This window comes from Brevundimonas sp. FV1ye28, assembly GCF_058681135.1.
The window spans coordinates 2,231,677-2,258,504 of record NZ_CM178731.1 but is presented as its reverse complement, the minus strand read 5'-3'; the positions used below and the strand labels follow the sequence as shown (position 1 = coordinate 2,258,504).

Genomic DNA, 26,828 nt, shown 5'->3' with positions numbered 1-26,828 from the left:
ACGCGACTGGGGCGGCGGTTCGACAGAGCCGCCGCCCTTTTTCTTTGCAGCCTGTCTTGCCGCCGCTACGGTCAAGGCAAGGAACGAGAGTCCAGAGGAAACCCAGATGACCGACGCGACCGCAGCCGTCCCGATGAAGCCGGGCTATCGCTACTACGTCCTGGCGATCCTGATCCTGGTCTACATGCTGAACTTCCTGGACCGGCAGATCATCGGCATCCTGGCCGCGCCGCTGAAGGCGGAGTTCGGGCTTTCGGACAGCCAGTTCGGGCTGCTGGGCGGCATCGCCTTCGCCTCGGTCTATTCCACCCTCGCCATTCCGTTGGCGGCGCTGGCGGACCGGGCCAGCCGCGTCTGGATCATGACCGGCGCCCTGGCCGTCTGGTCGGGCTTCACGGCGCTGTGCGGGGTCGCAGGCTCGTTCGGGCAGCTGTTCCTGTTCCGGATGGGGGTGGGCGTGGGCGAGGCGGGCGGCGTGGCCCCGGCCTATTCCCTGATCGCCGACTACTTCCCCCCGAACCAGCGCGCGCGGGCGCTCGCCGGGTTCGCCTTCGGCATCCCGCTCGGCACCGCCGCCGGCACCCTGGTGGGAGGGCTTCTGGCCGCCACCTACGGCTGGCGCACGGCCTTCATCGCCGTGGGCCTGATCGGCCTGTTGCTCGCGCCCTTGCTGCGTCTGACCGTCAAGGACCCGGTTCGCGGGGGGACGGACGCCGCCAAGATCGTGGCCGTCGACGCCGCCCCGATCGAGCCCGTCGCAGTGTCGGACAAGGTCGGACGGATCGCCTCGCTGGTGATGCTGGGCCTGGGATCCGGCTGCCTGATCCTGGCCGCGCTGAACCAGTTCGCGGGCGTCGCGATCGGCAGCGCCCTGGTGCTGGCCTTCGGCGGTCTCCTGGCCATGGTCATCGGCATCTCGTTCTGGATCGCCAAGAAGACGGCCTCGGTCGTCATGCCCAAGCCCAGTTTCTGGCTGCTGGCGCTGGGCGCGGCCTCGTCCTCGGTGTGCGGCTACGGCGTCGCGGGCTGGCTTCCGCTGTTCTTCATGCGCAGCTTCGACCTGACCCTGGCCCAGACCAGCTGGTATTATTCCGGCATCGCCCTGATCGGCGGCATCCTGGGGATCTGGCTGGGCGGCTCGATCGCCGACAAGCTGGCCAAGCGCGGCAAGGGCGCCTATCCGCTGGTCCCGGCCATCGCCTTCATCATCTCGGCGCCCTGTTTCATCGCGGCGATGAACTCGCCCTGGCTGATCGGCCTGGTCCTGCCGGGCGGCGGGTCGAATGCGGCGCAGCTGATCCTGGCCTTCCTGATCTTCCTGATCCCCACGGGTCTGAACCTGGCCTGGCTGGGCCCGATCACGGCGGCGGTCCAGCACATCGCCCCGGCCCCCATGCGCTCGACCGCCTCGGCCATATTTCTTCTGTTCAACAACCTGTTGGGCATCGCCGTCGGCTTCTTCTACTTCGGCTGGATGAGCGACCTTCTGGCGCCCCGTTTCGGCGAGGAAAGCCTGCGCTGGGCCATCTACACGGGGATGGGCTTCTACCTGATGGCGGCGGTCCTGCTGTTCGGGGCGTCGCGGACGCTGAAGAAGGACTGGATTGACTAGTTCGCGGTGATTTCGACGAGGCGATCACCGCCAAATCCGGTGAGTTCGGCCACGCAAGGACTGCAGTTTCGGCGAGTTCGGTTACCGCAAACGTCGCAAATCGACCAGAAACTTCAGTTCGGCGGCGCAAGGACTGCATTCGAGACCGCTGGCCGCCGCCCGAGACGGTTGCACCCGCGAAGGGGCCAAGCCTATAAGCGCGGCCAATTCCTCCTCGATAGACGTTGGGCCCATCCATGAACATTCACGAATATCAGGCCAAGCAGGTCCTCAAGGGCTTCGGAGCCCCGGTCGCCGCCGGCGTCGCCGTCACCTCGGTCGACGAAGTCGAAGCCGCCGCGAAGTCCCTGCCCGGTCCGCTCTATGTCGTGAAGTCGCAGATCCACGCCGGTGGGCGCGGCAAGGGCAAGTTCAAGGAACTGGGCCCCGATGCCAAGGGCGGCGTTCGCCTGGCCTTCTCGGTCGAGGAAGCCGTTTCCCATGCCAGGGAAATGCTGGGCAACACCCTGGTCACCGCCCAGACGGGCGACGCGGGCAAACAGGTCAACCGCCTGTACATCGAAGACGGCGCCGACATCGATCGTGAGCTGTATTGCTCGCTGCTGGTCGACCGCCAGTACGGCCGCATCGCCTTCGTCGTCTCGACCGAGGGCGGCATGGACATCGAAGCCGTCGCCCACGACACGCCCGAGAAGATCCAGAACATCGTCATCGACCCGGAAACGGGCGTGACCGAAGCCGACGTGGCCGCCATCAACGCTGCTTACGGCCTGACCGGTGCGGCCGCCGAAGACGGCAAGACGCTGTTCCCCATCCTGTACAAGGCCTTCGTCGAGAAGGACATGGACATGCTGGAGGTGAACCCCCTGATCGTCATGAAGGACGGCCACCTGCGCGTCCTGGACGCCAAGGTCAGCTTCGACGGCAACGCCCTGTTCCGTCACGACGACATCAAGGCGCTGCGCGACGTGACCGAGGAAGACGCCAAGGAGATCGAGGCGTCCGAGTGGGACCTCGCCTATGTCGCCCTGGACGGCAACATCGGCTGTATGGTCAACGGCGCAGGCCTGGCCATGGCGACGATGGACATCATCAAGCTGTACGGCAAGGAGCCGGCGAACTTCTGCGACGTCGGCGGCGGCGCCGGCAAGGAGAAGGTCGCGGCGGCCTTCAAGATCATCACCGCCGACCCGGCCGTCCAGGGCATCCTGGTCAACATCTTCGGCGGCATCATGAAGTGCGACGTCATCGCCGAAGGCGTGGTCGCGGCCGTGAAGGAAGTGGGCCTGAAGGTGCCGCTGGTCGTGCGCCTCGAAGGCACCAACGCCGAACTGGGCAAGAAAATCCTGAACGAATCGGGCCTGACCATCCAGGCCGCCGACGACCTGGACGACGCGGCCCAGAAGATCGTCGCGGCGGTCGGCTGATGCTTCTGACGGTCGTTCTCGCGACGGCCGTCCTGATGACAGGGGCGGCGCAGGAAACTGCGCCGCCTTCGTCGTCTGCGGAACCCGTCGATCTGATCGCCACGCTCGACACGGTCTGCATCGCCGCCCAGGGCGATGCGGTGCGGGCGGCGGAACTGGCGGCGGAAGCCGGTTTCTCGCCCATGCCGGCCTCGATGATCCCGCCCCTGCGCAATGCGTCGGAACAGGCGGCCTTCATGAAGTCCAACGGCACGGACGTGGCCTTCGTGATGACCGGCAAGATGAACCGTCGCGTGGGTCGGGAACGGATCGTCATGGAGGTCTGCGGCGTCTCCGTCAGACCGACCGACCACCGTGCCCTGGATCAGCGGCTGCGCCAGACCATGGGCTTCGCACCCGTGACCGGCATCGGCATGGAGGCCTACGCCTGGCTGCAGACCCCGGAAGGCCGGGTGCCGACGCGAGAGCTCAGCGACCGCACGGTCCTTGCCATGGCCGGCACCGGCCAGATGCGGATGGTCGGCCTGGACCGCGCGGGCCGGGGTTCGACGCTGATGTATTTCCTGCCTCGCCTCGACTGACCGGTTTGCCTGATGCGGGCACACGGATTGTGTGTTCCACATAACCCGTGTAAATCGAGGCCGTGACCCGCAACCTGACCCTCGCCATCGACGACGACCTGCTCGACAAGGTGCGGGTGCTGGCCGCGATGAAGCGGACCAGCGTCAACGAGATGGTGCGCGGCTTCCTGACCCGGCTGGTCGAGCAGGAGAGCGAGCATGACGAGGCGACCGAGGCGCTGTTGAAACTGGCCCGTGAGAGCAAGGGCCGTATGGGCGACTGGAAGTTCAGCCGCGAAGAGACCTACAGCGGGGAACCTCGGTTTGATCGCGAGTACTGAGGTCTTCCTCGACACCAACGTCCTTCTCTACGCCGCCATGGGTTCGGTCGATCACCCGGTCAAGAACGAGCGTGCGATCGAGCTACTGACCACCCGATTCGGAACCTCCGGCCAGGTGCTGGCGGAATTCTACGTCAACGCCCAGCGCAAGGGATCGACCCCCTTGACCGCGGACGAGGCGAAGGAATGGGTGCTGCGGTTGTCCAAGAAGGCGTTCCAGCCCGTGGACTTCAACGTCATCAGAGCGGGGATCGAGACCTCGCGCCGCTATCAGATTTCATATTGGGACGGGGCCATCATCGCCGCCGCCGAACGGCTGGGCGCCAAGCTGCTCTATTCCGAAGACCTCAACCACGGGCAGACCTATGGGTCGGTCCGCGTCGAAAACCCTTTCCTTCCCGCCTGACCAGAGAGACCTCATGTCCATCCTCGTCGACAAGAACACCAAGATCATCGTCCAGGGCCTGACCGGCAAGACCGGCGGCTTCCACACCGAACAGGCGCTGGCCTATCACAACACCCAGATGGTCGGCGGCGTGCACCCGTCCAAGGGCGGCCAGACCTGGACCGGCTCGCACGGCGAGACCCTGCCGATCTACGCCTCGGTCGCCGAAGCCAAGGACGCCACCGGCGCCGACGCCAGCGTGATCTATGTGCCGCCGTCGGGCGCCGCCGCCGCCATCATCGAAGCCATCGACGCCGAGATCCCCTTCATCACCTGCATCACCGAAGGCATCCCGGTGCAGGACATGGTCAAGGTCAAGCGTCACCTGGAAGGCTCCAAGTCGCGCCTGCTGGGCCCGAACTGCCCCGGCATCCTGACGCCGGACGAGTGCAAGATCGGCATCATGCCGGGCTCCATCTTCAAGAAGGGCTCGGTCGGCATCGTCTCGCGTTCGGGCACCCTGACCTATGAGGCCGTGTTCCAGACGACCAACGAGGGCCTCGGCCAGACCACGGCCGTCGGCATCGGCGGCGACCCGGTCAAGGGCACCGAGTTCATCGACATGCTGGAACTGTTCCTGGCCGATCCGGAAACCACCTCCATCATCATGATCGGCGAGATCGGCGGCGGGGCGGAAGAAGACGCGGCGCAGTTCCTGATCGACGAAGCGAAGAAGGGCCGCAAGAAGCCGATGGCCGGCTTCATCGCCGGTCGGACCGCTCCGAAGGGCCGCACCATGGGTCACGCCGGCGCCGTGGTCTCGGGCGGCAAGGGCGATGCGGAATCCAAGATCGCCGCCATGGAGGCCGCCGGCATCAAGATGTCCGAGTCGCCGGCTCGCCTCGGCAAGACGCTGGTGGAAGTGCTGAAGGGCTGATTTTCGTCTCCGTTCACCCCGGCGAAGGCCGGGGTCCAGATCACGGACTCAGACGGCCTGGATTTCGCACCGGTCCTGCTGATCCAATCAGCAAGTTCTCCATCTGGATCCCGGCCTTCGCCGGGATGCACGGTGAAAATGGAGCCGTCCGCGCATCGATCGTGCGGCGAAATGACATGGAAGACGCCTCCGGTTCGCATCGGGGGCGTTTTTCTTTGGGGTTTCAGCGAATTTCTTCGCCGTTCGCCCCGGTTCGGTCATGACCCCTAAGGAAACAGCGCCTATATGATCCGCGCCGGCCTCACGCGGATGTGACCGCTCAGAAACCCGAGGCCGAAGCGGGACGACGATACAATGGCGGACGATGCCGGTCGGCTGAACCAGGTCTTTGCCGAGACCAGCTTCCTGTACGGCTCCAATGCCGCCTTCATCGAAGGCCTGCACGACAAATGGGCGGCCGATCCGTCCAGCGTCTCGGCCGAATGGCGCGGCTTCTTCGATCAACTGCGCGACACCGCCGCGACCGTGCAGGCGTCCTCCGCCGCCGGGTCCTGGGGGCGCTCGCAGGTCACCGAACCGAGCGAGCAGACGGCCGTGTTCGACGGTCGCTGGCCTGCGCCCAAGCCCGATCCGAAGGCCAGGGGCGCTGCTCCGGTCCCGCCCGCCGCATCCCCGACGCCCGCCGCCGCTGTGGGCGCCGCCGACGTCCGCGCCGCCGCGCACGATTCGATCCGGGTCCTGATGCTGATCCGCAGCTATCGCGTGCGCGGTCACCTGCAGGCGACGCTGGATCCGCTGGGCATCGAGACCGCGACCAATAATCCCGAGCTGACGCCCGAGTTTTACGGCTTCACCGAAGCCGATATGGACCGTCCGATCTATCTGGACGGCGTGCTGGGCCTGGAGACCGGCACGATCCGCGAAGTCATGGCGGTGCTGAAGCGCACCTACTGCGGCAACATCGGCATCCAGTTCATGCATATCGCCGAGCCGGAAGAGAAATCCTGGCTGCAGCAGCGGTTCGAGGGCCAGGATGCCTTCGAGAAGAACGGTTTCACCAAGGAAGGCAAGATCGCCATCCTGAACAAGCTGATTGAGGCCGAGGGCTTCGAACGCTTCCTGCACAAGCGCTTCCCCGGCACCAAGCGGTTCGGCCTGGACGGCGGCGAGGCCATGGTCCCGGCCATGGAGCAGATGATCAAGCGCGGCGGCGCCCTGGGCGTCGACGAGATGGTGTTCGGCATGGCCCACCGGGGCCGCCTGAACATGCTCGCAGCCGTGATGGGCAAGCCCTACAAGACCATCTTCCACGAGTTCCAGGGCGGATCGTCGGTGCCGTCGGACATCGAGGGGTCCGGCGACGTCAAATACCACATGGGCGCTTCCTCGGACCGGCAGTTCGACGACAAGAAGGTCCACCTGAGCCTGACTGCCAACCCGTCGCACCTGGAGATCGTCAACCCGGTCGTCCTGGGCAAGGCGCGCGCCAAACAGGCGTTCGACATCCGCGAGGCGAACGCCGGCCTGCCGGAAAGCCAGTGGGCGCTGGACCGATCCAAGGTCATGCCCGTCCTGATCCACGGGGACGCGGCCTTTGCGGGCCAGGGCGTGGTCGCCGAATGCTTCGCCCTGATGGGGCTGAAGGGCTACCGCACCGGCGGGACGATGCATTTCGTCATCAACAACCAGATCGGTTTCACCACGAGCCCGCGCAACTCGCGCTCGACGCCCTATCCGTCGGACGTGGCCCTGATGGTCCAGGCGCCGATCTTCCACGTCAACGGCGATGATCCGGAAGCGGTGGTCTTCGCCGCCAAGGTGGCCACCGAATACCGCCAGAAGTTCAAGAAGGACGTGGTGGTGGACATGTTCTGCTACCGCCGCTTCGGTCACAACGAGGGCGACGACCCGACCTTCACCCAGCCGCTGATGTACGCGAAGATCCGGTCCCTGCCGTCGACGCGCGAGATCTACTCCAAGCGCCTGGTCGAAGAGGGCGTGATCACTCAAGCCGAGGTCGACGCCGAACTGGCGCGGTTCGAGCAGTTCCTCGACGAGCAGTTCGAGGCGGGCAAGACCTTCAAGGCGGAGAAGGCCGACTGGCTCGACGGCGAGTGGAAGGGCAAGACCCTGCCGAACGGCGAGGATGCGCGCGGCGACACGGCCGTGGCCGAAGCGAAGCTGAAGGACTTCGGTCACCGTCTGACGACGATCCCGAACTCGATCGACATCCACAAGACGCTGAAGCGGGTCTATGAGGCCCGCCGCGAGATGATCGACAGCGGCCAGAACATCGATTGGGCCACGGCCGAGAGCCTGGCCTTCGCCTCCCTGGTGGCCGAAGGCTTCCCGGTCCGTCTGTCGGGTCAGGATTCGGTGCGCGGCACCTTCTCGCAGCGCCACTCGGGCATCGTCGACCAGACGACCGAGGAGCGCTACGTCCCGCTGAACAATCTCGGCGGCGACCAGTCGCATTTCGAGGTGATCGATTCGGCCCTGTCGGAAGAGGCGGTGCTGGGCTTCGAGTACGGCTATGCCCTGTCGGACCCCAATACGATGGTCATGTGGGAAGCCCAGTTCGGCGACTTCGTGAACGGCGCCCAGGTGGTGATCGACCAGTTCATTTCGTCGGGCGAACGCAAGTGGCTGCGCATGTGCGGTCTGACCATGCTCCTGCCGCACGGCTACGAGGGTCAGGGCCCGGAACACTCCTCGGCCCGCCTCGAGCGGTTCCTGCAGCAGTGCGCCGAGGACAATATGCAGGTCGCCAACTGCACGACCCCGGCCAACTATTTCCACATCCTGCGTCGCCAGATGCATCGGCCGTTCAGGAAGCCCCTGATCATCATGACGCCGAAGAGCCTGCTGCGTCACAAGAAGGCGGTCTCGACGCTGAAGGACATGGCCGAGGGCTCGTCCTTCCACCGCGTTCTGCACGACGACGCCCAGACCCGCCCCGAGGTTTCGGGCATCACGATCAAGGGCGACAAGGATATCCGTCGCGTGATCGTCTGCTCGGGCAAGGTCTATTACGACCTGCTGGACGCGCGCGAGAAGAAGGGCGTCACGGATGTCTACATCCTGCGCCTGGAACAGTTCTATCCGTGGCCGATCAAGTCGCTGTCGACCGAACTGGTCCGCTTCCCCAACGCCGAACTGGTCTGGTGCCAGGAAGAGCCGAAGAACATGGGCGGCTGGACCTTCGTCGATCCGTGGATCGAGCTGACGCTGGAGAAGATGTCGATCAAGGCCAAGCGCGCCCGCTATGTCGGTCGTCCGGCCTCGGCGTCCACCGCCGCCGGACTGATGAGCCGCCACCTCAAGGAACTCGAAGCCTTCACCTCCGAGGCCTTCGCCTGACCTGCCGACGACGGGCGGTCTCCCGCCTGTCGTCGTTCTCGCCTATATGACCAATACAGACTGAAGCACGGAACCGATCCATGGCCGACATCCTGACCCCCGCCCTCGGCGAATCCGTTTCCGAGGCGAGCATCGCCAAGTGGTCGAAGAAGGTCGGCGATCCCGTCAAGAAGGACGAGGTCCTGGTCGAGCTGGAGACCGACAAGGTCTCGCTGGAAGTCGTTTCGCCGGTCGACGGCACGCTCGGCGACATCAAGTTCGGCGAAGGCGACACCGTGACGCCGGGCGCGATCCTGGGCTCGGTCACGGAAGGCGCCGCTGGATCGAAGCCGGCCGCCGCGCCTGCTCCAGCTGCGAAGGCTGAAGCCGCGCCGGCCACCGCCGCTCCTGCCCCGGCTGCTGCTCCGGCCGCAGCGTCCGCCTCGGTCGACATCACCATCCCCGTCATGGGCGAGAGCGTCGCCGAAGGCGCGATCGGCAAATGGTCGAAGAAGTCCGGCGATACGGTCAAGAAGGATGAAGTTCTGGTCGAGATCGAGACCGACAAGGTCGCCCTGGAAGTCGCCTCTCCCGCCGACGGCGTCCTGACCATCACGGTCGACGAAGGCGCGACGGTCACGCCGGGTCAGGTCATCGGTTCGGTCTCGGGTTCGGGCGCCGCTGCGGCTCCTGCGCCTGCCGCCGCCGCTCCGGCTCCGGCCGCCTCGGCCAACGCCGGCTCGGCTCAGGTCGGCAACGCCACCCTGTCGCCCGCCGTCCAGCGCGTGGTGGCCGAGAACAATCTCGATGCGAAGGCCATCGCCCCGACCGGGCCGAAGGGCAACATCACCAAGGGCGACGCCTTGGCCGCCATCGGCGCGGCCGCTCCGGCGCCGGCCCCGACGGCCTCGGCTCCGGCCGCCCCGCGCGCCGACCAGCCTCGGGAAGAGCGGGTCAAGATGACCCGCCTGCGCCAGACCATCGCGCGCCGCCTGAAGGAATCGCAGAACACCGCCGCCCAGCTGACCACCTTCAACGAGGTGGACATGACCAACGTCATGGCCCTGCGGAACCAGTACAAGGAAGCCTTCGAGAAGAGCCACGGCGTGAAGCTGGGCTTCATGTCCTTCTTCACCAAGGCGGTCGTCGCGGCCCTGAAGGAGATCCCGGCCGTCAACGCCGAGATCGACGGCACCGACATCATCTACAAGAACCACTATGACATCGGCGTCGCCGTCGGCACCGACAAGGGCCTGGTCGTCCCGGTCCTGCGTGACGCCGACGTGCTGTCGCTGGCGGGCATCGAGAAGGGCATCGGTGCGCTGGGCAAGGCCGCGCGCGACGGCGACCTGACGCTGGACCAGCTTCAGGGCGGCACCTTCACCATCACCAACGGCGGCACCTATGGCTCGCTGATGTCGACGCCGATCCTGAACGCGCCGCAGTCGGGCATCCTGGGCATGCACAACATCGTCCAGCGCCCGATGGCCGTGGACGGCCAGGTGGTGATCCGGCCGATGATGTACATCGCCCTCAGCTACGACCACCGCATCGTCGATGGCAAGGAAGCCGTGACCTTCCTCGTCCGCGTCAAGCAGCTGCTGGAAGATCCGGCGCGGGCCTTGCTGGACCTGTAAGGGCGGGCCTAAGCGCCCGGCAGCATCCAAGCCCCGAACAATCAAAGGCTGTGTCCGGGTCGCTGCAGAGCAATGATGCTTCATGGCACAGATGATGAAGGCGACGATCGTCCGCTCAGGCGACGATGAAATCCTGGTTCTGCCGCGAGACCTTGCGTTTGCGACGAAGCGGGTTCGATTTCACAGAGTGGGCGACGCTGTCGTGATCACACCTGTCGTTTCGCCTTCGGATCGGCTGCGGCTGTTTCTAAGCCGATGGCTCAATCTCGGCTAAAACCGCCGCGGTATCCGCGCCCAGCCGGGGCGGCGCCGTGTCATAGCGCACCGGCGTTTGCGACAGCCTTATCGGCGAGGCGACCGTTTTCGTCGGTGCCGACAGGTCATCCCGCTCCAGCGCGATCTCCAACCCGCGATGCCTCGCCTGGGGTTCGTCGAAGACCTGGTCGATGGTGTTGACCGGGCCGCAGGGGACGCCGGCCGGCTCGAGCCGCGCGATGAGCCCGGCCATGGTCCAGCCGGAGGTGATGGCCGAGATGGCCGCCGTCAGTTCGGCGCGGTGCTCGATGCGGCCGGCGTTGGCTGCGTAGCGGGGATCGGTCGCCAGAGCCTCGGCGCTCAATACGCCGCAGAGGGTCCGATACTGGCCGTCATTGCCGACCGCGATCACCACCATGCCGTCCGTGCACGGAAACGGCTGATACGGCACCAGGTTCGGGTGGGCGTTGCCCATGCGGGTGGGGGCCACGCCCGAGACGAAATAGTTGGTCGCCTGATTGGCCAGCATGGCCGCCTGGACGTCGAACAGGGCGATGTCGATGTGCTGGCCCTGTCCCGTCGCCCGGGCGTGCAGAAGGGCGGCGAGGATGGCGTTGGAGGCGTAGAGGCCTGTCGCCAGATCTACGACGGCGACCCCGACCTTCATGGGCTCTGCGCCGGGGGCTCCGTCCGGCTGGCCGGTCACGCTCATCAGGCCGCCCATGGCCTGGATCATGTAGTCGTAGCCGGCCTGACCCGCGCGAGGTCCGGACTGGCCGAAGCCGGTGATCGAGCAATAGACGAGCTTGGGATTGGCAGCCGACAGGGAGGCGTAGTCGAGGCCGTATTTCGCCAGGCCGCCGACCTTGAAGTTCTCGACCAGCACGTCGGAGGTCGCCGCCAGCTTACGGATGGTCTCGGCACCCTCCGGCGAGGCGATATCCAGTTCGACGGACTTCTTGCCCCGGTTGGCGCAGAGGAAATAGGCGCTGTCGCCGCGCGAGCCGTCGGTGCTGGTCGTGAAGGGCGGACCCCAGGCGCGGGTGTCGTCGCCGAGGCCGGGGCGTTCGATCTTGATCACCTCGGCGCCCAGATCGGCCAGGGTCTGGGTCGCCCAGGGGCCGGCCAGGACGCGCGACAGATCGAGGACGCGGACGCCCGCGAGGGCCTGGGGCGCGGACATTCTAAAGGCCGGGATCCCAGACCCCGGCGTCGCGCATCCGGCATTCCCGCGCCTCGGTCGCGCGACCATCCAGCTCATCCGCCATGCGGCAGATGGCGCCCGAGACCGTGGACTTGTGCACGCCGGGAACGACGGCGTGGAGGAAGGCCAGGCCCGACAGGCGCAGCAGGCGGAACCCGAACCGCGACGAGGCGGCCATGTGATGCAGATAGCTCTCGTCCACCTCACGCGGGTGCTCGACGAACAGACGGTTGAAGGCGCGGATCATCCTGACAGCCTAGCTTGAGACGGGCCGGGTCTCTACCCGTCGCGCGCATTCTGGCCTAAACCGGCGCTCGAAACAGGGCCTGCGCGTCACGCTCGCGTGAGAAGCCCGACAGATCAGAGGACGTTTCCCATGGCCGACGGCACCGCACCCGTGACCCAGACCTTCAAGTGGGACGATCCGTTCGACATGGAGAGCCGGCTGACCGAGGACGAGCGCGCGATCCGCGACGCGGCCCGGTCCTATGCGCGCGAACGGCTTCTGCCGCGCGTCGTCGCCGCCTTCCGCGACGAGGTGTTCGACCGGACCATCATGACCGAGATGGGCGAGATGGGCTTCCTCGGCGCCATGCTGCCCGAACAGTACGGCGGCTCGGGCGTCAGCCATGTGGCCTATGGCCTGATCGCGCGCGAGATCGAGGCGGTGGACTCAGGCTATCGCTCGGCCATGTCGGTGCAGTCGTCGCTGGCCATGTATCCGATCTACGCCTTCGGGTCGGAGGAGCAGAAACTTCGATTCCTCCCGAGGATGGCGGCGGGCGAACTGGTCGGCTGTTTCGGGCTGACCGAGGCGGATGGCGGGTCGGACCCGGCCTCGATGAAGACCAATGCGGTGGCGGTGGACGGCGGCTATCGTCTGAACGGCGGGAAGTACTGGATCACCAACTCGCCGATCGCGGACCTGGCCGTGGTCTGGGCCAAGCTCGACGGCGTGATCCGAGGCTTCATCGTCGAGCGCGGCATGGAGGGGTTCACCACGGGCAAGATCGGCGACAAGCTGTCCCTGCGCGCCTCGGTCACCGGCGACATCGGGTTGAACGACGTCTTCGTGCCGGAGGCCAATCTGTTGCCGGGCGTGAAGGGGCTGCGCGGGCCGTTCTCCTGTTTGAACAAGGCCCGCTACGGCATCAGCTGGGGCGCGATGGGCGCGGCCGAGTTCTGCCTTCATGCGACGCGCGACTATGTCGGGGAGCGGATGCTGTTCGGCCGGCCACTGTCGTCGCGCCAGCTGGTGCAGAAGAAGCTGGCCGATATGCAGACCGAGATCTTCCTCGGCTTCGAAGGGGCTTATGCCTTGGGTCGGATGCTGGATGCCGGCGTCTGGGCGCCCGAGGCCATCTCCCTGATGAAGCGCAACAACTGCGGCAAGGCCCTGGCCATCGCCCGCGAGGCCCGCGACATGCACGGCGGCGCAGGGATCACCGGCGAGCTGCATGTGATGCGCCACGTGATGAACCTGGAGACGGTCAACACCTATGAGGGGGCCCATGACGTGCACGCGCTGATCCTCGGCCGGGCGATTACGGGCGAAAGCGCGTTCTAGAGCCTTCTCAGCGAAGGCTTGCACAGATGATCGAGGTTGCGCGGTGGCGAAGGCGTCGCTAGTCCGGCTCTACCTGAACGAGAGCCCGCCATGCGCCTTGAGATGCACAGCAAGATCTACGAGGACGCCGAGGCGGCGGGCTCGGCAAGCGAGGCGCTCGCCATTCTGAGGCAGTTGCCGGTCGCTCACTTCGGCTGGCTGATGTGGTCGCTGCCCGACGCCGGCTTGCCCAACCTGTCACGCATGCTTCCGGGAATGGTCTCCGCCGAGGACCAGCTTCTTTGGACGGGGAGCGAGGGCTACATTCTGCTGCGCCAGACCGTCGCCTTCACCAATCTTCTCCACCAGCGCGTCCAGGCGATCACGGGCCGGGATCTCAACGGGGCGCGGATTCTGGATTTCGGAAGCGGATGGGGGCGTCTGATGCGGATGATGCTTCGTTTCACCGACGAGGTCGCGGGGGTCGATCCATGGGCGCGATCGCTGGAAATCTGCGCGGCCCACGGTGTGATCGGAGCCGTCAGGCAGTCGGAGTATCTACCCACCGATCTGCCGGTCGATGGGGCGTTCGACCTGATGATCGCCTACTCCATCTTCACCCACACGTCGGAAGACGCCACGAAGGCCGCCTTGTCGGCGATGCGCAAACACATCCAGCCGGACGGCCTGCTCGCGATGACGATCCGCCCGATCGAGGTCTGGAAGGTGTCGCAGGAATTCAATCCCGATTTCCCTCGTTCGGAAATGGAGACAGCCCATCGGGCCCGGGGATTCGCCTTCGTCCCCCAGGACGTCGACGGCAACAACACGACCTATGGCGAGACGTCGATGAGCCTTGCCTGGCTTGAGGACGCCGCAGTCGGCTGGAGTATCGCAGGCCACGACGTCAGCATCGACGACCCCTACCAGGTGATCGTTTTCCTGCGTCCCGTTTGACGAACACGGACCCGCCTACTCGCACCCATCCGTCCGCTGGTTCCAGGTGATCCCCGCGATCTTCCAGGCCCCGTCCCTGCGGATCATGTCGAAATGGTTGGAGCCGCAGTGCGAGATCGCGCCGTCGATGCGGAAGACGTAGCGACCCCAGACCATGGCCACGTCGCCGTCGATGGCGATGATGGGGTCGGGCATGACCTCCTCGAGCGCCGGGCCGCCGGGCTGAAGGCCTGAGGCGAACTCGGCGCCGCTCATTCGCACGACGGCCTGCATCCCCTCGGGTCGAGCGACCACGGCCGTCATGCGGGCCTCGGGATCCAGATGCGGGGTGATCAGGGCTCCGTCCTTGGCGGCCAGGCCTGCGAAGACGGCGTTGACCGGTACGAGGACGGCCTGGGCCTCCGACGAGTTCGGGTCGGCGGGTGTGGTCGCCTGAAGGGCGGCGACGAGGGCGAGCAGGACCGTCATGGTGTTTCCTCCCGGCGCCGGACGCGCCCGTAACGACGCTATCACGGCGCCGGGGACCGGCAAGCCGCGCGCCGTCAGGAAGCATCAGCGGCGTCTTTCCTGCGACCCTCTATGGATCGAGCCGCCGAGTGGATTGCCTCGGGGCCCGGGCGGACTAAGCTGTCGGGCAAGTCGGGGGACGACGCCTATGACCACCACGGACATCGAACAGGCGGCCGCCGACCCCTTCGCGGCCCTGGCCGAGGTGTTCGCGGGACGACGCGCCCTGGTGCTGGAGGACGACCCGGCCCTGGCCGAGCATGTGTCCGATCGTCTGCTGCGCGCCGGGTTCGAAGCGGTGGACTGCGTGGATGCGGGGGAACTGGCGCTGAGCGCGGCCGCGACCCATGCCTATGACATTCTGATCCTGGACCGGCTGACCAAGGGGCTGGACGGGCTGGAGACGTTGAAACGTCTGCGTCTGACGGCGGGGCCGTCCAACGATGCGCCGGCCCTGATGCTGACCGCCCTGACCGGGGAACGCCAGCGGGTCGAGGGCCTGCTGGGCGGGGCCGACGACTATCTGTCCAAGCCCATCGGCGACGAGGAGCTTCTGGCCCGGATCGCGGCCCAGCTGCGCCGCGTGGCCCGACGCGCCCGACCGGCCAACTCGGACCTGACGAACGGCCCGTTCCGCCTGTCGCCGGGCGCGCGGACGCTGAAGATGACCGTCGAGGGCGGCGAGCGGCTGATCGACCTGTCGCCTTTGGAGTTCGCCATCGTGTCGGAGCTGATGACCGCACGCGGCCAGCCGGTGACCAAGACCATGCTGTGGGACCGCTGCTGGGTCGAATGGACCTTCCTGCCGGATAATTTCGTCAACATCATCGACGCCCGCATCTCGGCCCTTCGTCGCCGGCTGAAGGAACAGGCGCCGGAGCTGGGCGAGGACCTGCATCCCCTGATCGTCTCGGCCCGCAGCCAGAGCCTGATCTTCAGGGATCTGGACGCGGCGTGATCCTGGCGGGGCTCGGCGCGATCTGGCGGAAGGTTCGCCCCGAAGGCCTGACGGCCTGGATGGCGCGGCGGACCCTGACCCAGCTCGCCTCGGGCCTGGCCGTGCTGGCCGCCGTCGCCCTGACGGGATCGCTGATCGTGACGGGCCGCGCCGCCCGGCTGGATCAGCGTCAGCAGGCGGCGCTGTCCGCGCTGGCCGATTTCGGAGCCATGGCGTCCAAGCTTCCGGCCGACACCATGATGGACGCCTCGTCCATGACCGAAGGGGACGCGGCCTATATGTCCGCCTTCCTCAGCGCGTTCCAGGACGGGCCGACGCGCAACGTCACCACCCTGGAACAGACCTGCCGCACGGGCCAGGGCGGGGCGGGCGTCCGATTCATCCGGGCGCCGGTCGGGAAGCCGGCCGGCCTTCTGGCGCTGGAGACCGGCCGGGCCGAACGGTTGTCGGGCCTGGGGGACGGGGTCTTCCTGATCCGACTGGAGCCTGGCCAGCTGTGTCCGACGCGTGGGGTCGAGGTCATCGTGGTCAAGCGACCGGTCGGATCCCTGTCGATCATCGTGGGCCGGGTCGTCGATCCGTCGGGCGCGGCCTGGCGCTGGGCCGTGCTGGCCGTGGCCCTGACCGGGGCGCTGATCCTGGTGTCCGGCCTGACGGCGGCCCTGTTCGCGCGCCAGCGTCTGACCAGCGCCATCGGCGAGGTCAGTCAGGTTCTGGACCGGGCGGCGCTGGGCGACTTCTCGCGGCGGGCCCCCGATATCGCCGTGGCGCCGGAACTGACCCAGCTCTCGACCCAGGTGAACCGGACGCTGGACCGGCTGGAAGAACTGCTGAGCTGGCTGCGGGATTCCGCCGACCAGTTGGCGCATGATTTCAGAACGCCCCTGGCCCGCGCCTCGGCCCGTCTGGACCGGCTGATGGAGGCCGGGGATCCGGGCGAGCGCAAGAGGCTGGGCGAGGCGGTCGGGCGCGACATCGCCGAGATCACCCGCGCCATGACCGAGGCCATGGCGCTACGCGACGGCGAGGCCTGGACGTTCGAGAGCGTCAGGCTGGATGTCCTCGCCGAGGCGGCGGTCGAACTTTACCAGCCCATCGCCGACGCCAGGGACATCCGAATCGTGGCCGAGGGCGAGCCGGTCTCCGTGCTGGGCGTGCGGTCCCTGTTGCAGCGGGCGGTGGCCAACCTGGTGGACAATGCGGTCAAGTTCTCGCCCGACGGCGGAGTCGTGACCCTGCGCGCCTGGGACGCCGAGGAAGGCCCCGCCCTGTCGATCGCCGACCAGGGGCCGGGCATGTCCGAAGCCTCGCCGGCGCCGCGCGGACCCGACAGCCACGGCATGGGACTGACCTTCGTGCGCGCCATCCTGCGTCGCCATGGCGGCCGGATGACGATTGATGACGCAGGCCCGGGCGCCATCGTCACGGCCCGTTTCACACGCTAGGCTTTCCCGAGTTGATCCAGGGAAACATCCGATGACGCGCCTACGCCTTCTGACCGGTTCGGCCCTCGCCCTTTCCCTGCTGGTCGGCGTCGCCGGAGCCGCGCAGGCCCAGACCGCGCCGGACTTCCCCCTGCCCTATGACGCGCGTCGCGGTGTGTTCAGCTTCGCCACCGGGCTGGAGCGGTCGCTGCCGGCCGTAGTCCAGGTCACGACGCTCGGCATGTCCGATGGCCCGACGACCGGCGAGACGGAGCCGACGCCGGTCTCCAGCGGATCGGGCGTCATCATCGACGCCGCCGAGGGCATCATCGTCACCAACCACCACGTCATCGAAGACGGCCAGAAATTCCGCGTCGACATGACCGACGGACGTCTGGTCGACGCCACCCTTATCGGATCGGACAAGGCGACCGACATCGCGGTGCTGCGGATCCAGGCCACGGGCCTATCGCAGGTGGAGACGGTCGATTCCGACACCCTGCGCACCGGCGACCTGGCCTTTGCGGTCGGCTATCCGCTGGGTCTGGACCAAACCCTGACCATGGGGGTGATCTCGGGTCTGGGCCGGTCGGGCATGGGCGATGCGGTCGAGGACTATATCCAGACCGACGCGGCCGTGAACTCGGGCAACTCGGGCGGGCCGCTGCTGGACAGCCGGGGGCGACTGATCGGGATCAACACCTCGATCCTGTCGGGCGGCTTCGACGGCGGCAACGACGGCATCGCCTTCGCCGTCCCGACCCGCATCCTGATGTTCGTGGTCGAGCAGCTGCGCGCCAACGGCGAGGTCACGCGCGGCCGGATCGGCGCGACCCTGGGCTCGCTCAATGCGGAACGGGCCGTCGAGGCGGGGCTGGGCTTCGTCCGCGGCGCGATCGTCGAGGACATCCTGCCCGGATCGCCCGCCGAGCGCGCCGGCCTGCGGCGCGGCGACATCATCACCCGGATCCAGAACCGGCCGGTGGCCAACGCCGGATCGGTGCAGGCCACGGTCGGCATCGCGCCGCCTGGCACGCCGATCACCCTGATCTATCTGCGCGACGGCCGTGAGGCGAGGACGTCGCTGAACGTGGAGATCCTGTCGACCGATCCGGTTCAGGTCGGGGCCACCTCGGTCCAGGCCTACGGCGCCAATTTCCGCGACGTGAAGCCGTCGGACGGCCTCAGCGAAGCGGGGGCCCTGGTCGTGGCGGTCGAAGGCGGATCCCCGGCGGCCCAGCAGGATCTGCGCGCCGGCGATCTGGTCAGGGCCGTGAACGGGACGGCGGTCTCGGGCTTCGGCGACCTGGGCCGGGCGCTCGGGACGGGCGGCGGCGCGACCCTGACGGTTCAGCGCGATGGCGAAGCGGTCGAAGTCGTCATTCCCGCCGCAGACTGAGGCTGTCTCTCCATCCGTGCACCCCGGCGAAGGCCGGGGTCCAGATGGCGAATGCCGCGGATGTACTGGGTCCCGGTAAGCGATCCCTGCCGACTGGATCCGTGATCTGGACCCCGGCCTTCGCCGGGGTGCACGGAGAGGGATGTCCGCGCTCAAGCAGCGAGCGACCGCGTCGCGAGCGATAGCGCCCTAGCAAAAAGCTGTCTGGCATACGCCAGACAGCAAAACCCCCGCCGTGCCGGAGGGGGGAGGGGGCAGGACGGGGGTCTCGCTTTGGAGGAAGCGTCGGCCTGGCGAAGCCATAACGCGGCAACATCCAGGGGGCTGGGGGGGCTGTTCAGGATCTGGACGCTGCCAAACTCCGTCAGGCCGACGCTGACTGTTTCGCTGTCCAAACGGGCCGACGAAGGACCGAAACGGGGCCATTTCGTGTCGTGGAGATTCTCGCCGTCGCGCGGTGCAGTCGGGGCGACTGGCGTTTGTCCGAACCGCGCCTAGATTGATCGGGATGACCTTCGATTCCGGCTCCAACGACAGCGGTTCTCAGCCGTCCTCCGTCTTTTTCGAGCGGCGCGAGCTGGACCTGATCCTGCGGGTCTATGGCCGGATGGTCGCCCAGGCCGAATGGCGGGACTACGCCATGGTCGGCGGCAGGGAGGCGGCCGAGTTCGCGGTCTTCCGCCGCTCGGGCGACGCGCCCGCCTATCGTATCGAGAAACGCCCGTCGCTGCAGGCTCGTCAGGGCCAATGGTCGGTCATCGGCGAGGGCGGGGTGGTTCTCAAACGCGGACGTGAGCTGCCGCAGGTGCTGAGGGTGTTCGACAGCCGCAAATTCCAGGTGGTGGAATAAGAAATAAAGGGCCCCGGCGTTTCCGCCGAGGCCCTCGATCTTTCAACCCGCGAAGGCCTTAGTTCCGGTTGCCGCCCATGAAGGCCAGCAAGAACTGGAACAGGTTCACGAAGTTGATGAACAGGCTCAGCGCGCCGAAGCCGGTGGCCACGCCCATCGCCTGCTGGTCGCCGCCCAGCTGGTAGTAGGTCATCTTCAGGCGCTGGGTGTCGTAGGCGATCAGGCCCGCGAAGATCAGCACGCCCAGGCCCGAGATGATCAGGTAGAGCGTCCCGGACTGCATGAACATGTTTACGACCGAGGCGATGATCAGGCCGATCACGCCCATGATCAGGAAAGATCCCATGCCCGTCAGGTCCTTCTTGGTCGTGTAGCCGATCAGGCTGAGCGCGCCGAACGAGGCGGCCGTGACGAAGAAGGTCGAGGCCAGCGAACCGCCCGTATAGCGCAGGAAGAGCACGCCCATGCCCGCGCCGATCGAGGCGACGACCGCCCAGTAGAGCAGGTTCACGCCGCCGGCCGTGGGGTTCTTCATGAAGAACATGGAGCCGAAGAGCAGGACCAGGGGCAGGAACTGAACGACCATGCCCAGGACCGTCATGCCGACGCGGCCGTCCGGTCCCACGGCGAACAGCAGTTGCTGCACAGCCGGGACGTTGCCGGTGGCGTAGGCCAGGACGCCGGCGACCACGAGACCGAGGGCGAGCTTGTTGTAGACGCCCAGCATGAAGCTGCGCAGGCCCGTGTCCACGGCCATGTCGGCCTTGGCCGGAGCCGGCGTCGTATAGCCGTTTCTGAAGTCGCTCATCGCGAGTGTCTTCTCCTGTTGAGGCGGCGGGCCAGACCCCGCGCCGATGTCTGAAATATCGGGCTCTGGAACCCTCTGCGCAAGGGATCGATCGCCGCAGGGGTTCCGGCGGCTTTGCGCCTTTCGCGCCAGGCGCTACGAACGGTCGCATGCTGCGTCTGTTCACCGCCGTTCCGATCCCCTTCGACGTGGCCGAGACGCTCGGTCGCCGCCAGACCGGCCTGCCCGGCGCGAAGTGGCGAAGCGCCGAGCAGCTGCACGTCACCCTGGCCTTCTATGGGGATGTGGACGAGCGCCGCGCCGACGATCTGGCCGCCGAACTGGCGCGGATTCCGGGCGGGGCCTTCGACATCGAGCTGAAGGGCGTGGGGGCGTTCGGGGATGCGCACCGCAGCCACACCCTCTGGGCGGGGCTGGAGCCGTCGGAGCGGCTGAACGTCTTGGCCGGGCGCTGCAAGTCGGCGGCCGAGCGGGCGGGGGTGAGGATGGAGCCGCGCCTCTATCGGCCCCACCTGACGCTGGCCTATCTGAAGACCCAGACCAATCCCGACCGGATCGGGGCCTGGATCGCCAACCACAACCTGCTGCACTCGCCGCCCATCCGGGTCGATCGGTTCGGCCTGTATTCCAGCACCCTGACCGACGACGGCAGTTTCTACGAACTGGAACGGGAGTATCCGCTGTGACCGTGCTGGGCCCGAGGCTGGAGACCGACCGCCTGATCCTGCGTCCCACGGCGATGGAGGATTTCGAGCGCTGGTGCGATTTCCAGGGCGATGTCGAGACGACCCGCTTCATCGGCGGGCCGAAGAGCCCGGCCGAGGTGTGGCGCGCGATGATGTCGGTCGCCGGCGCCTGGGCCCTGACGGGCGAAGGCTTCTTCTCGGTCATCGAGAAGGCGAGCGGGCTGTGGATCGGACGGATCGGTCCCTGGAATCCGCACGGCTGGCCCGGACCCGAGGTGGGCTGGAGCCTGCACCGGGACGCCATGGGCAAGGGCTATGCGCTCGAGGCGGCCGTGGCGACCATGGACTATGCCTTCGGCGTGCTCGGGTGGGACGACGTGATCCACTCCATCGATCCGGACAACGAGGCGTCCAAGGCGCTTGCCGTGCGGCTTGGGTCGGTCAATCGCGGACCGGGGCGACTGCCGGCGCCGTTCGAGGCGGCCCGTGTCGATCTGTGGGGTCAGACGAAGGCGGATTGGGTCGAGAACCGCAAACGCTTCGCTTGAAGCCGGAACACAAGCGGAACATAGTGGCGCTATGCCCGCCGCCGCCGTTCATCTCGAACTCGTCTTCAGCCGCCCCGAGACCACGCTGGGCGTGACGCGGGGCGCGGCACGGCTGCTGGCCGATATGGGCTATGCACCGCTGCTCGAGGTCTGTCTGCCGAACGGGCGCCGCGCCGACGTCATGGCCTTGGGGCGCAAGGGCGACATCGTCATCGTCGAGGTCAAGTCGGGGATCGAGGACTATCGCGTCGACCGCAAATGGCCGGAGTACGCGCCGTTCTGCGACGCCTTCTTCTTCGCGGTGGCCCCGGAGTTTCCGGACGGGGTGCTGCCGGACGAGCCGGGGCTGATCGTCGCCGATCAATTCGGCGGGGCGGTGGTGCGGGATGCGCCGGTGGCGCCGTTGGCGCCGGCGAGGCGCAAGGCGCTGACGATCGCGTTCGGGCGTCTGGCCGCGATGCGGACGATGCGCGACTAGCGCGGAGCCCGCTTGGCCAAGATGCGCTGCAGCGTCCGGCGGTGCATGCCGAGGCGACGTGCGGTCTCCGAGACATTGTGGTCGCACAGCTCGTAGACGCGCTGGATATGCTCCCAGCGGACCCGGTCGGCGCTCATGGGGTTTTCCGGCGGCTCGGGAGCGTCGCCGGTGGCGAGCAGGGCCTTGACCACGTCGTCGGCGTCGGCGGGCTTGGACAGATAGTCGACGGCGCCGGCCTTGACCGCCGCGACGGCCGTGGCGATGGCGCCGTAGCCGGTCAGCATGACGATGCGGGCGTCGTCGCGACGCTCGCGGATGGCTTCGACGACCTTCAGGCCGTTGCCGTCCTCCAGCCGCATGTCGAGGACCGCGAAGGCGGGCTGAAGCGTGCGCAGAAGCTCGGTCGCTTCGCCGACCGACCCGGCCGTCGTGACCTCGAACCCGCGCGCCTCGAGCGCGCGCCCCATGCGGGTGCGCAGGGCCTGGTCGTCGTCGAGCAGGAACAATGTCCGATCCTGAAGCGCGGCGATGCGATCTTCCATCGGGGTCGTGGAGGTGGCGGTCGTCATGGCGAAGTTTCTCCTGTCCACCAAGTCGGCTCCTCAAGCGCGAGCGTCAAGCGGTGCGGCGAAGGGGCGCATGCGGCCGATGGGTCCGCCCTGCCGGACTCACGCCATTTCCAGCGCCCGCCGGTCCCAGCGCACGGTGACGCGCGCGCCCCGGTTGATGCCCGGTCCGCCCTCGCCGTGGCCGACCACGACCTTTCCGCCGGTCCGTTCCAACAGGGTGCGGGCGATGAAGAAGCCCAGCCCCATGCCGCCCTGGCTCGGGACGATCTCGGCTTCCAGCGGGGGTGGGGGCGGCGGCGTCTTTCCACGCCGCGCCGGGCGGGCGGCGGCGGCCGCAGCGGCCAGTTGCTTGGCCAGGGCCTGGCGCGATTTCCCGTGTGGGCGGCTGGTCACATAGGGCTCGCCGAGGCGGGGTAGAATGTCGGGCGCGAACCCCGGACCGTCGTCCAGTACGTCGATCGTGATCCAGTCCGCATCCGCCGTCGCCCTGACCCGCACCGAGGAGGCCGCGAAATCCGCCGCGTTCTCGACGAGGGCCGAGAGGCCGTGAACCACCTCGGCCAGCCGTTTCACGCGAGGCTCCTCCATGCCCTGGGGCGTGTGGACGGCGACGTCGATGTCGAGGTCGAAGCCCAGATGCGCGTCCACCACCTCGTTCAGCAGGGCCTGGAGACCGATCTCGGTATAGAGGGGATCGCCGTCCTCCGGCCGTTGCGACAGACGCTTGAGGATCTCGCGGCAGCGTTCGGCCTGTTGCAGCATCAGGCGGGCGTCCTCGGCGATCGGACCGTCGGCGGGCGAGGCGCGCAACAGCTCCTTGGCCACCACCTGGATGGTCGCCAGCGGCGTGCCCAGTTCATGCGCCGCCGCCGCCGCCAGACCGCCGAGCGCCGCCAGCCTTTGTTCGCGCTGCAGCACGTCCTGGGTCGTCGCCAGGGCCAGCTCGAGCTTCTCGGCGTCCGCCGCCACGCGCCAGGCGTAGGCGGCGGTGAAGACCACGCCGGTGATCAGGGCCAGGCCGACGCCGAACTTGTAGAGCACCGGCAGGGCGATATCGGCCCCGTGCTGCCACGGCAGGGGCATGGACCAGTAGAAAAGGGCCGTGGTCGAGACCAGCACCATCAGGCCGAGGATGAGGGCCTGACGCCCCGGCAGGGAGGCCGCCGCCACCGTCACGGGGGCGACGAGCAGCAGGCAGAAGGGGTTGGCCAGTCCGCCGGTGAAGGCCAGCAGGGCCGATAGCTGAAGGATGTCGAAGCCCAGGTGGATGCCGGTCTGGCGGCCGTCCGGCAGGCGGCTGTCGACACGCTGGAGCCGGCCCATGGCCAGGAGGTTGACGATGACGCTGGCCAGGATGACCAGCAGGCACTGCCAACGCGGGAGCGGGAAGTGGAAGGCCGTGTCGAGCACGATCAGGGTCGCGGTCTGACCCACGATGGCCAGCCAGCGCAGGATGATCAGGGTGCGCAGGGACAGACCCCGGCTGCGACGCGGCAGGCTGGCCCAGCTCGGCGCCGAGGGCGGGAACTGCGACACGGGGTCGTCGCGCTGAGGTTGGTCTTCGCTCTGGCTCACGCCGCGTCTATAGACCTGTCTCGCGCCGCTGTCGGCCCGGGGAGACACGATGCCACGCCGTTCCATCCTGCTGTTCGCCGGCGCCTGCGTCGCCATCGCCGCCGCCTTGGCGACCGTCACGGTCATCGTGGTCCAGGGACGCGAGCGGGCGGATGCGATCGCCGAAGGCACGACGACGGGCCAGCCGACGGTCGGGGGGGCGTTCCAGCTGGTTGATCAGGACGGTCAGGCGGTCGATCAGACCCTACTGGACGGCAAGTGGAGCCTGGTCTTCTTCGGCTTCACCTACTGCCCCGACTACTGCCCGACGACCCTGACCTCGCTGGAGGCGACGCGCCAGCAACTGGGAGCGGACGCCGACGATCTGCAGATCGTCTTCGTCTCGATCGATCCCGAGCGTGACACGCCCCAGGCGCTGAAGGACTATCTGTCGTCCGACGGCTTCCCGCCCGGCGTCATCGGCCTGACCGGCACGCCCGAGCAGGTGGCGGCCGCCGCCAAGGTCTATCGCGCCTACTTCCAGAAGGTCGGGGACGGCGAGGACTATACGATGAACCACTCTTTGACCGTCTATCTGGTGGGCCCGGACGGCCAGTTCCGCTCGGCCCTGGGTCACGATCTGGGGCCGGAGCGGTCGGCGCAGCTGATCAAGCGGGTGATGGCGCGGGGATAGGGTTTAGTGAGTAGGCAATAGGCAGTAGGCAGTAGAGATAGGGCCGAGGCCGCGCCTTCCGACTCGACTAAGCCCTACTGCCTACTGCCCACTGCCTACTGCCTCCCCAAAATAAATCCTTTTGCAGTGCAGCGCGTTCTATGATGGCATCACCGCTTCGGCGGGGCCGATCACAGGATCTCATGCTCTACGCACTTCACGAGCTCGCCTATCAGTCGGCGCAGCCTTTCCGGATCGGGGCGTCGTTCGCCCGCAAATTCTGGACCTCTCCCCTCAATCCGGCCGCCCAAACGGCGATCGGGCGCACGGCCTATGCCTCGGCCGAGCTGTTCGAGAGCGTCACGCGTCGCTACGGCAAGCCGGCGTGGGGGCTTGAGACCATCACGATCAACGACCAGCCGGTGCGCACCACCGAACAGGTCATCTGGCAGAGCCCCTGGGTCCGGCTGGTGCGGTTCGCGCGCAACGTCGGCGACGTGAAGCGCGCCAAGAAGGCGGTCGCGGCGCCCAGCGTCCTGATCGTCGCGCCGCTGTCGGGCCACTACGCCACCCTGTTGCGCGGCACGGTCGAGACCTTCCTTCAGGATCACGACGTCTATGTCACCGACTGGGTCAACGCCCGTCAGGTGCCGATGCTTGAGGGGCGCTTCGACTTCTACGACTACATCGACCACGTCCGCACCATGCTGGCCCAGATCGGTCCGCGCGCCCACGTCGTCGGCGTCTGCCAGCCAGGCCCGCCGGTGCTCGCCGCCGCTGCGGTGATGGCGGCCGAGAACGATCCGAACCGTCCGGCTTCCATGACCTTCATGGGCTCGCCGATCGATGCGCGCCTGTCGCCGACCGTGACGAACCAGCTGGCGGAGGAAAAGCCCTTCACCTGGTTCAAGTCGAACATGATCCACAATGTGCCCTGGCCCTATCCGGGCTTCGGCCGGGCGGTCTACCCGGGCTTCGTGCAACTCTACAGCTTCATGTCGATGAACGAGGCGCGCCACACCGACGCCCACTGGGACTATTTCCGCGACCTGGTCGCCGGCGATGGGGACGGGGTCGAAAAGCACGAGGAATTCTACGACGAGTACCTGTCGGTGCTGGACCTGACCGAAGAGTTCTACCTCCAGACCATCGACATCGTCTTCCAGTCGCACCTGTTGCCGCGTGGACTGCTGGAACATCGCGGTGAGCGCGTCGATCTGACGAAGATCACCGACATCGGCCTGATGACCGTCGAGGGCGAGAAGGACGACATCTCGGGTGTCGGCCAGACCCAGGCGGCCCACACCCTGTGCACCAATGTCCCCGACGACCGACGGGTGCTTTACGTCCAGCCGGGCGTCGGCCACTACGGCGTCTTCAACGGGCGACGTTTCCGCGAGGAAATCTACACCCGCACCCGAGACTTCATCGCGGCGAATGAAAAGCTCTGCGCAGTACCAGACCGGTCAGCGGCTGCCGCTTGAGGGCGGCCACGCCCTCCGTCTGAGCGTCAATCCGCGCGCACGGCGCATCTCGATCCGGATCGACGCGCGTAAGGGTGAGGCGGTGGCGATCGCCCCGTCGGAGCGGCGGCTGGCGGATGCCGTCGCCTTTGCGCGATCGAAGGCGGGCTGGATCGCCGAACGACTGGCGTCGCGCACGGAAGGCACGGCGCTCGAGCCCGGTGCCGTCATCCCCTATCGCGGCGGGACGATCCAGCTGGAGGCGACCGGGGGCGCGGGCGCGGCCCGGCTGGTCGAGGGCTTGGGCGGTCTCCGCATCGTTTCCGGCGGCGAGGGCGAGGCCTTTGCGCGGCGGGTCACCAATCTGCTCAAGCGGCTGGCGCGCGAGGCTCTGGCCGCCCGCACCGAGGTTCACCTGCAGGCGCTGGCTCAGCGGCCGGTGACGATCTCGATCAATGACGCCGGGTCACGCTGGGGCTCGTGCAGCCCGATGTCGCGTTCGATCCGCTATTCCTGGCGCGTGATCATGGCACCCCCCGAGGTGTTGGACTATCTGGCCGCCCACGAGGTGGCGCATCTGGTCCATGCCGACCACAGCCCGGCCTATTGGGCGGTGGTGAAACGACTGGTGGGCGACCACCGGCCGTTCCGCGCCTGGCTCAGGGCGCATGGGGCCGCACTGCACGCGGTGGGCCGCTAGACGCCTCCGTC

26 protein-coding genes are annotated in these 26,828 nt (G+C 67.4%); 20 read left to right on the top strand and 6 right to left on the bottom strand.

What is annotated here, in order from left to right:
- Window positions 1–106 precede the first annotated feature (106 nt).
- The 8 genes from ACW171_RS11045 (at window position 107) to odhB (ending at window position 10,238) form a co-directional block, all read left to right on the top strand.
- Window positions 107–1,612 carry a spinster family MFS transporter gene (locus tag ACW171_RS11045; RefSeq protein ID WP_492093254.1) on the top strand — a complete coding sequence of 502 codons (1,506 nt, stop codon included), beginning with the start codon at window positions 107–109 and terminating at the stop codon, window positions 1,610–1,612.
- A 236-nt stretch (window positions 1,613–1,848) separates the two neighbouring features.
- On the top strand, window positions 1,849–3,039 hold the full coding sequence (sucC, locus tag ACW171_RS11040; protein WP_492093252.1) for an ADP-forming succinate--CoA ligase subunit beta: 1,191 nt from the start codon (window positions 1,849–1,851) through the stop codon (window positions 3,037–3,039).
- Window positions 3,039–3,620, top strand: coding sequence for a hypothetical protein (locus ACW171_RS11035; RefSeq protein WP_492093251.1), 582 nt, complete (start codon window positions 3,039–3,041; stop codon window positions 3,618–3,620). Before sucC ends, ACW171_RS11035 begins: the two co-directional genes overlap by 1 nt.
- 62 nt (window positions 3,621–3,682) lie before the next feature.
- Complete coding sequence (locus ACW171_RS11030) at window positions 3,683–3,940, top strand: DUF6364 family protein (protein WP_492093250.1); 258 nt, start codon at window positions 3,683–3,685, stop codon at window positions 3,938–3,940.
- A complete protein-coding gene (locus ACW171_RS11025) occupies window positions 3,924–4,346 on the top strand; it encodes a PIN domain-containing protein (protein ID WP_492093249.1) in 423 nt (140 codons plus the stop codon). The genes ACW171_RS11030 and ACW171_RS11025 overlap by 17 nt, the downstream gene beginning before the upstream one ends.
- Before the next feature lie 13 nt (window positions 4,347–4,359).
- The gene (gene sucD, locus ACW171_RS11020) at window positions 4,360–5,262 is read left to right on the top strand and encodes a succinate--CoA ligase subunit alpha (protein ID WP_492093247.1); all 903 of its coding nucleotides are present in this window, start codon (window positions 4,360–4,362) and stop codon (window positions 5,260–5,262) included.
- A 354-nt stretch (window positions 5,263–5,616) separates the two neighbouring features.
- Entirely contained in the window at window positions 5,617–8,622 is a 3,006-nt protein-coding gene (locus tag ACW171_RS11015) for a 2-oxoglutarate dehydrogenase E1 component (RefSeq protein WP_492093245.1), read from the top strand.
- Window positions 8,623–8,702: 80 nt separating this feature from the next.
- Entirely contained in the window at window positions 8,703–10,238 is a 1,536-nt protein-coding gene (gene odhB / locus ACW171_RS11010; protein ID WP_492093244.1) for a 2-oxoglutarate dehydrogenase complex dihydrolipoyllysine-residue succinyltransferase, read from the top strand.
- A 247-nt stretch (window positions 10,239–10,485) separates the two neighbouring features.
- On the opposite strand, the gene ACW171_RS11005 is transcribed toward odhB, so the two are convergent.
- Together ACW171_RS11005 and ACW171_RS11000 are read right to left on the bottom strand one after the other, a co-directional pair.
- A complete protein-coding gene (locus tag ACW171_RS11005) occupies window positions 10,486–11,676 on the bottom strand; it encodes a CaiB/BaiF CoA transferase family protein (RefSeq protein ID WP_492093243.1) in 1,191 nt (396 codons plus the stop codon).
- Window position 11,677: 1 nt separating this feature from the next.
- The gene (locus ACW171_RS11000; RefSeq protein WP_492093242.1) at window positions 11,678–11,944 is read right to left on the bottom strand and encodes a DUF6356 family protein; all 267 of its coding nucleotides are present in this window, start codon (window positions 11,942–11,944) and stop codon (window positions 11,678–11,680) included.
- Between the two features lie 129 nt (window positions 11,945–12,073).
- Between ACW171_RS11000 and ACW171_RS10995 the strand changes: the two genes are divergently transcribed.
- Together ACW171_RS10995 and ACW171_RS10990 are read left to right on the top strand one after the other, a co-directional pair.
- Window positions 12,074–13,264 (top strand): acyl-CoA dehydrogenase, encoded by a 1,191-nt coding sequence (locus tag ACW171_RS10995; protein ID WP_492093240.1) that lies wholly within the window; start codon window positions 12,074–12,076, stop codon window positions 13,262–13,264.
- Window positions 13,265–13,354: 90 nt separating this feature from the next.
- On the top strand, window positions 13,355–14,200 hold the full coding sequence (locus tag ACW171_RS10990) for an SAM-dependent methyltransferase (protein WP_492093239.1): 846 nt from the start codon (window positions 13,355–13,357) through the stop codon (window positions 14,198–14,200).
- A gap of 15 nt (window positions 14,201–14,215) precedes the next feature.
- Here ACW171_RS10990 and ACW171_RS10985 read toward each other — a convergent pair whose 3' ends face one another.
- Window positions 14,216–14,668 (bottom strand): nuclear transport factor 2 family protein, encoded by a 453-nt coding sequence (locus ACW171_RS10985; protein ID WP_492093238.1) that lies wholly within the window; start codon window positions 14,666–14,668, stop codon window positions 14,216–14,218.
- 187 nt (window positions 14,669–14,855) lie between these two features.
- Between ACW171_RS10985 and ACW171_RS10980 the strand changes: the two genes are divergently transcribed.
- The 4 genes from ACW171_RS10980 (at window position 14,856) to ACW171_RS10965 (ending at window position 19,338) form a co-directional block, all read left to right on the top strand.
- Window positions 14,856–15,665 (top strand): response regulator transcription factor, encoded by an 810-nt coding sequence (locus ACW171_RS10980; protein WP_492093237.1) that lies wholly within the window; start codon window positions 14,856–14,858, stop codon window positions 15,663–15,665.
- On the top strand, window positions 15,662–17,110 hold the full coding sequence (locus tag ACW171_RS10975; protein ID WP_492093235.1) for a sensor histidine kinase: 1,449 nt from the start codon (window positions 15,662–15,664) through the stop codon (window positions 17,108–17,110). Before ACW171_RS10980 ends, ACW171_RS10975 begins: the two co-directional genes overlap by 4 nt.
- 31 nt (window positions 17,111–17,141) lie before the next feature.
- Window positions 17,142–18,488 carry a trypsin-like peptidase domain-containing protein gene (locus ACW171_RS10970; RefSeq protein WP_492093233.1) on the top strand — a complete coding sequence of 449 codons (1,347 nt, stop codon included), beginning with the start codon at window positions 17,142–17,144 and terminating at the stop codon, window positions 18,486–18,488.
- A gap of 508 nt (window positions 18,489–18,996) precedes the next feature.
- Complete coding sequence (locus ACW171_RS10965; protein WP_492093231.1) at window positions 18,997–19,338, top strand: DUF2794 domain-containing protein; 342 nt, start codon at window positions 18,997–18,999, stop codon at window positions 19,336–19,338.
- 58 nt (window positions 19,339–19,396) lie between these two features.
- Here ACW171_RS10965 and ACW171_RS10960 read toward each other — a convergent pair whose 3' ends face one another.
- Window positions 19,397–20,146, bottom strand: a complete 750-nt coding sequence (locus ACW171_RS10960; protein WP_492093229.1) for a Bax inhibitor-1/YccA family protein — start codon at window positions 20,144–20,146, stop codon at window positions 19,397–19,399.
- Window positions 20,147–20,295: 149 nt separating this feature from the next.
- Between ACW171_RS10960 and thpR the strand changes: the two genes are divergently transcribed.
- From thpR to mmcB, 3 genes are read left to right on the top strand one after another with little or no spacing between them, the layout of a single operon-like run.
- Window positions 20,296–20,832: an RNA 2',3'-cyclic phosphodiesterase gene (gene thpR / locus ACW171_RS10955; RefSeq protein ID WP_492093227.1), complete on the top strand. Its 537-nt coding sequence runs from the start codon at window positions 20,296–20,298 to the stop codon at window positions 20,830–20,832.
- A 2-nt stretch (window positions 20,833–20,834) separates the two neighbouring features.
- Window positions 20,835–21,380: a GNAT family N-acetyltransferase gene (locus ACW171_RS10950; RefSeq protein WP_492096623.1), complete on the top strand. Its 546-nt coding sequence runs from the start codon at window positions 20,835–20,837 to the stop codon at window positions 21,378–21,380.
- Window positions 21,381–21,411: 31 nt separating this feature from the next.
- Complete coding sequence (gene mmcB, locus ACW171_RS10945) at window positions 21,412–21,858, top strand: DNA repair putative endonuclease MmcB (RefSeq protein WP_492093225.1); 447 nt, start codon at window positions 21,412–21,414, stop codon at window positions 21,856–21,858.
- Here the strand turns inward: mmcB and ACW171_RS10940 are convergent.
- Window positions 21,855–22,400, bottom strand: coding sequence for an ActR/PrrA/RegA family redox response regulator transcription factor (locus ACW171_RS10940; protein WP_492096622.1), 546 nt, complete (start codon window positions 22,398–22,400; stop codon window positions 21,855–21,857). The two genes, mmcB and ACW171_RS10940, sit on opposite strands and share 4 nt — an antisense overlap.
- Before the next feature lie 126 nt (window positions 22,401–22,526).
- On the bottom strand, window positions 22,527–24,002 hold the full coding sequence (locus ACW171_RS10935; RefSeq protein WP_492093224.1) for an ActS/PrrB/RegB family redox-sensitive histidine kinase: 1,476 nt from the start codon (window positions 24,000–24,002) through the stop codon (window positions 22,527–22,529).
- Between the two features lie 49 nt (window positions 24,003–24,051).
- Here ACW171_RS10935 and ACW171_RS10930 point away from each other — a divergent pair, with 49 nt between their 5' ends.
- The 3 genes from ACW171_RS10930 (at window position 24,052) to ACW171_RS10920 (ending at window position 26,817) form a co-directional block, all read left to right on the top strand.
- The gene (locus ACW171_RS10930; protein WP_492093222.1) at window positions 24,052–24,675 is read left to right on the top strand and encodes an SCO family protein; all 624 of its coding nucleotides are present in this window, start codon (window positions 24,052–24,054) and stop codon (window positions 24,673–24,675) included.
- A gap of 182 nt (window positions 24,676–24,857) precedes the next feature.
- Entirely contained in the window at window positions 24,858–26,138 is a 1,281-nt protein-coding gene (locus ACW171_RS10925; protein WP_492093220.1) for a polyhydroxyalkanoate depolymerase, read from the top strand.
- Window positions 26,092–26,817, top strand: a complete 726-nt coding sequence (locus ACW171_RS10920) for a M48 family metallopeptidase (protein WP_492093218.1) — start codon at window positions 26,092–26,094, stop codon at window positions 26,815–26,817. Before ACW171_RS10925 ends, ACW171_RS10920 begins: the two co-directional genes overlap by 47 nt.
- The last annotated feature ends 11 nt before the right edge of the window (window positions 26,818–26,828 follow it).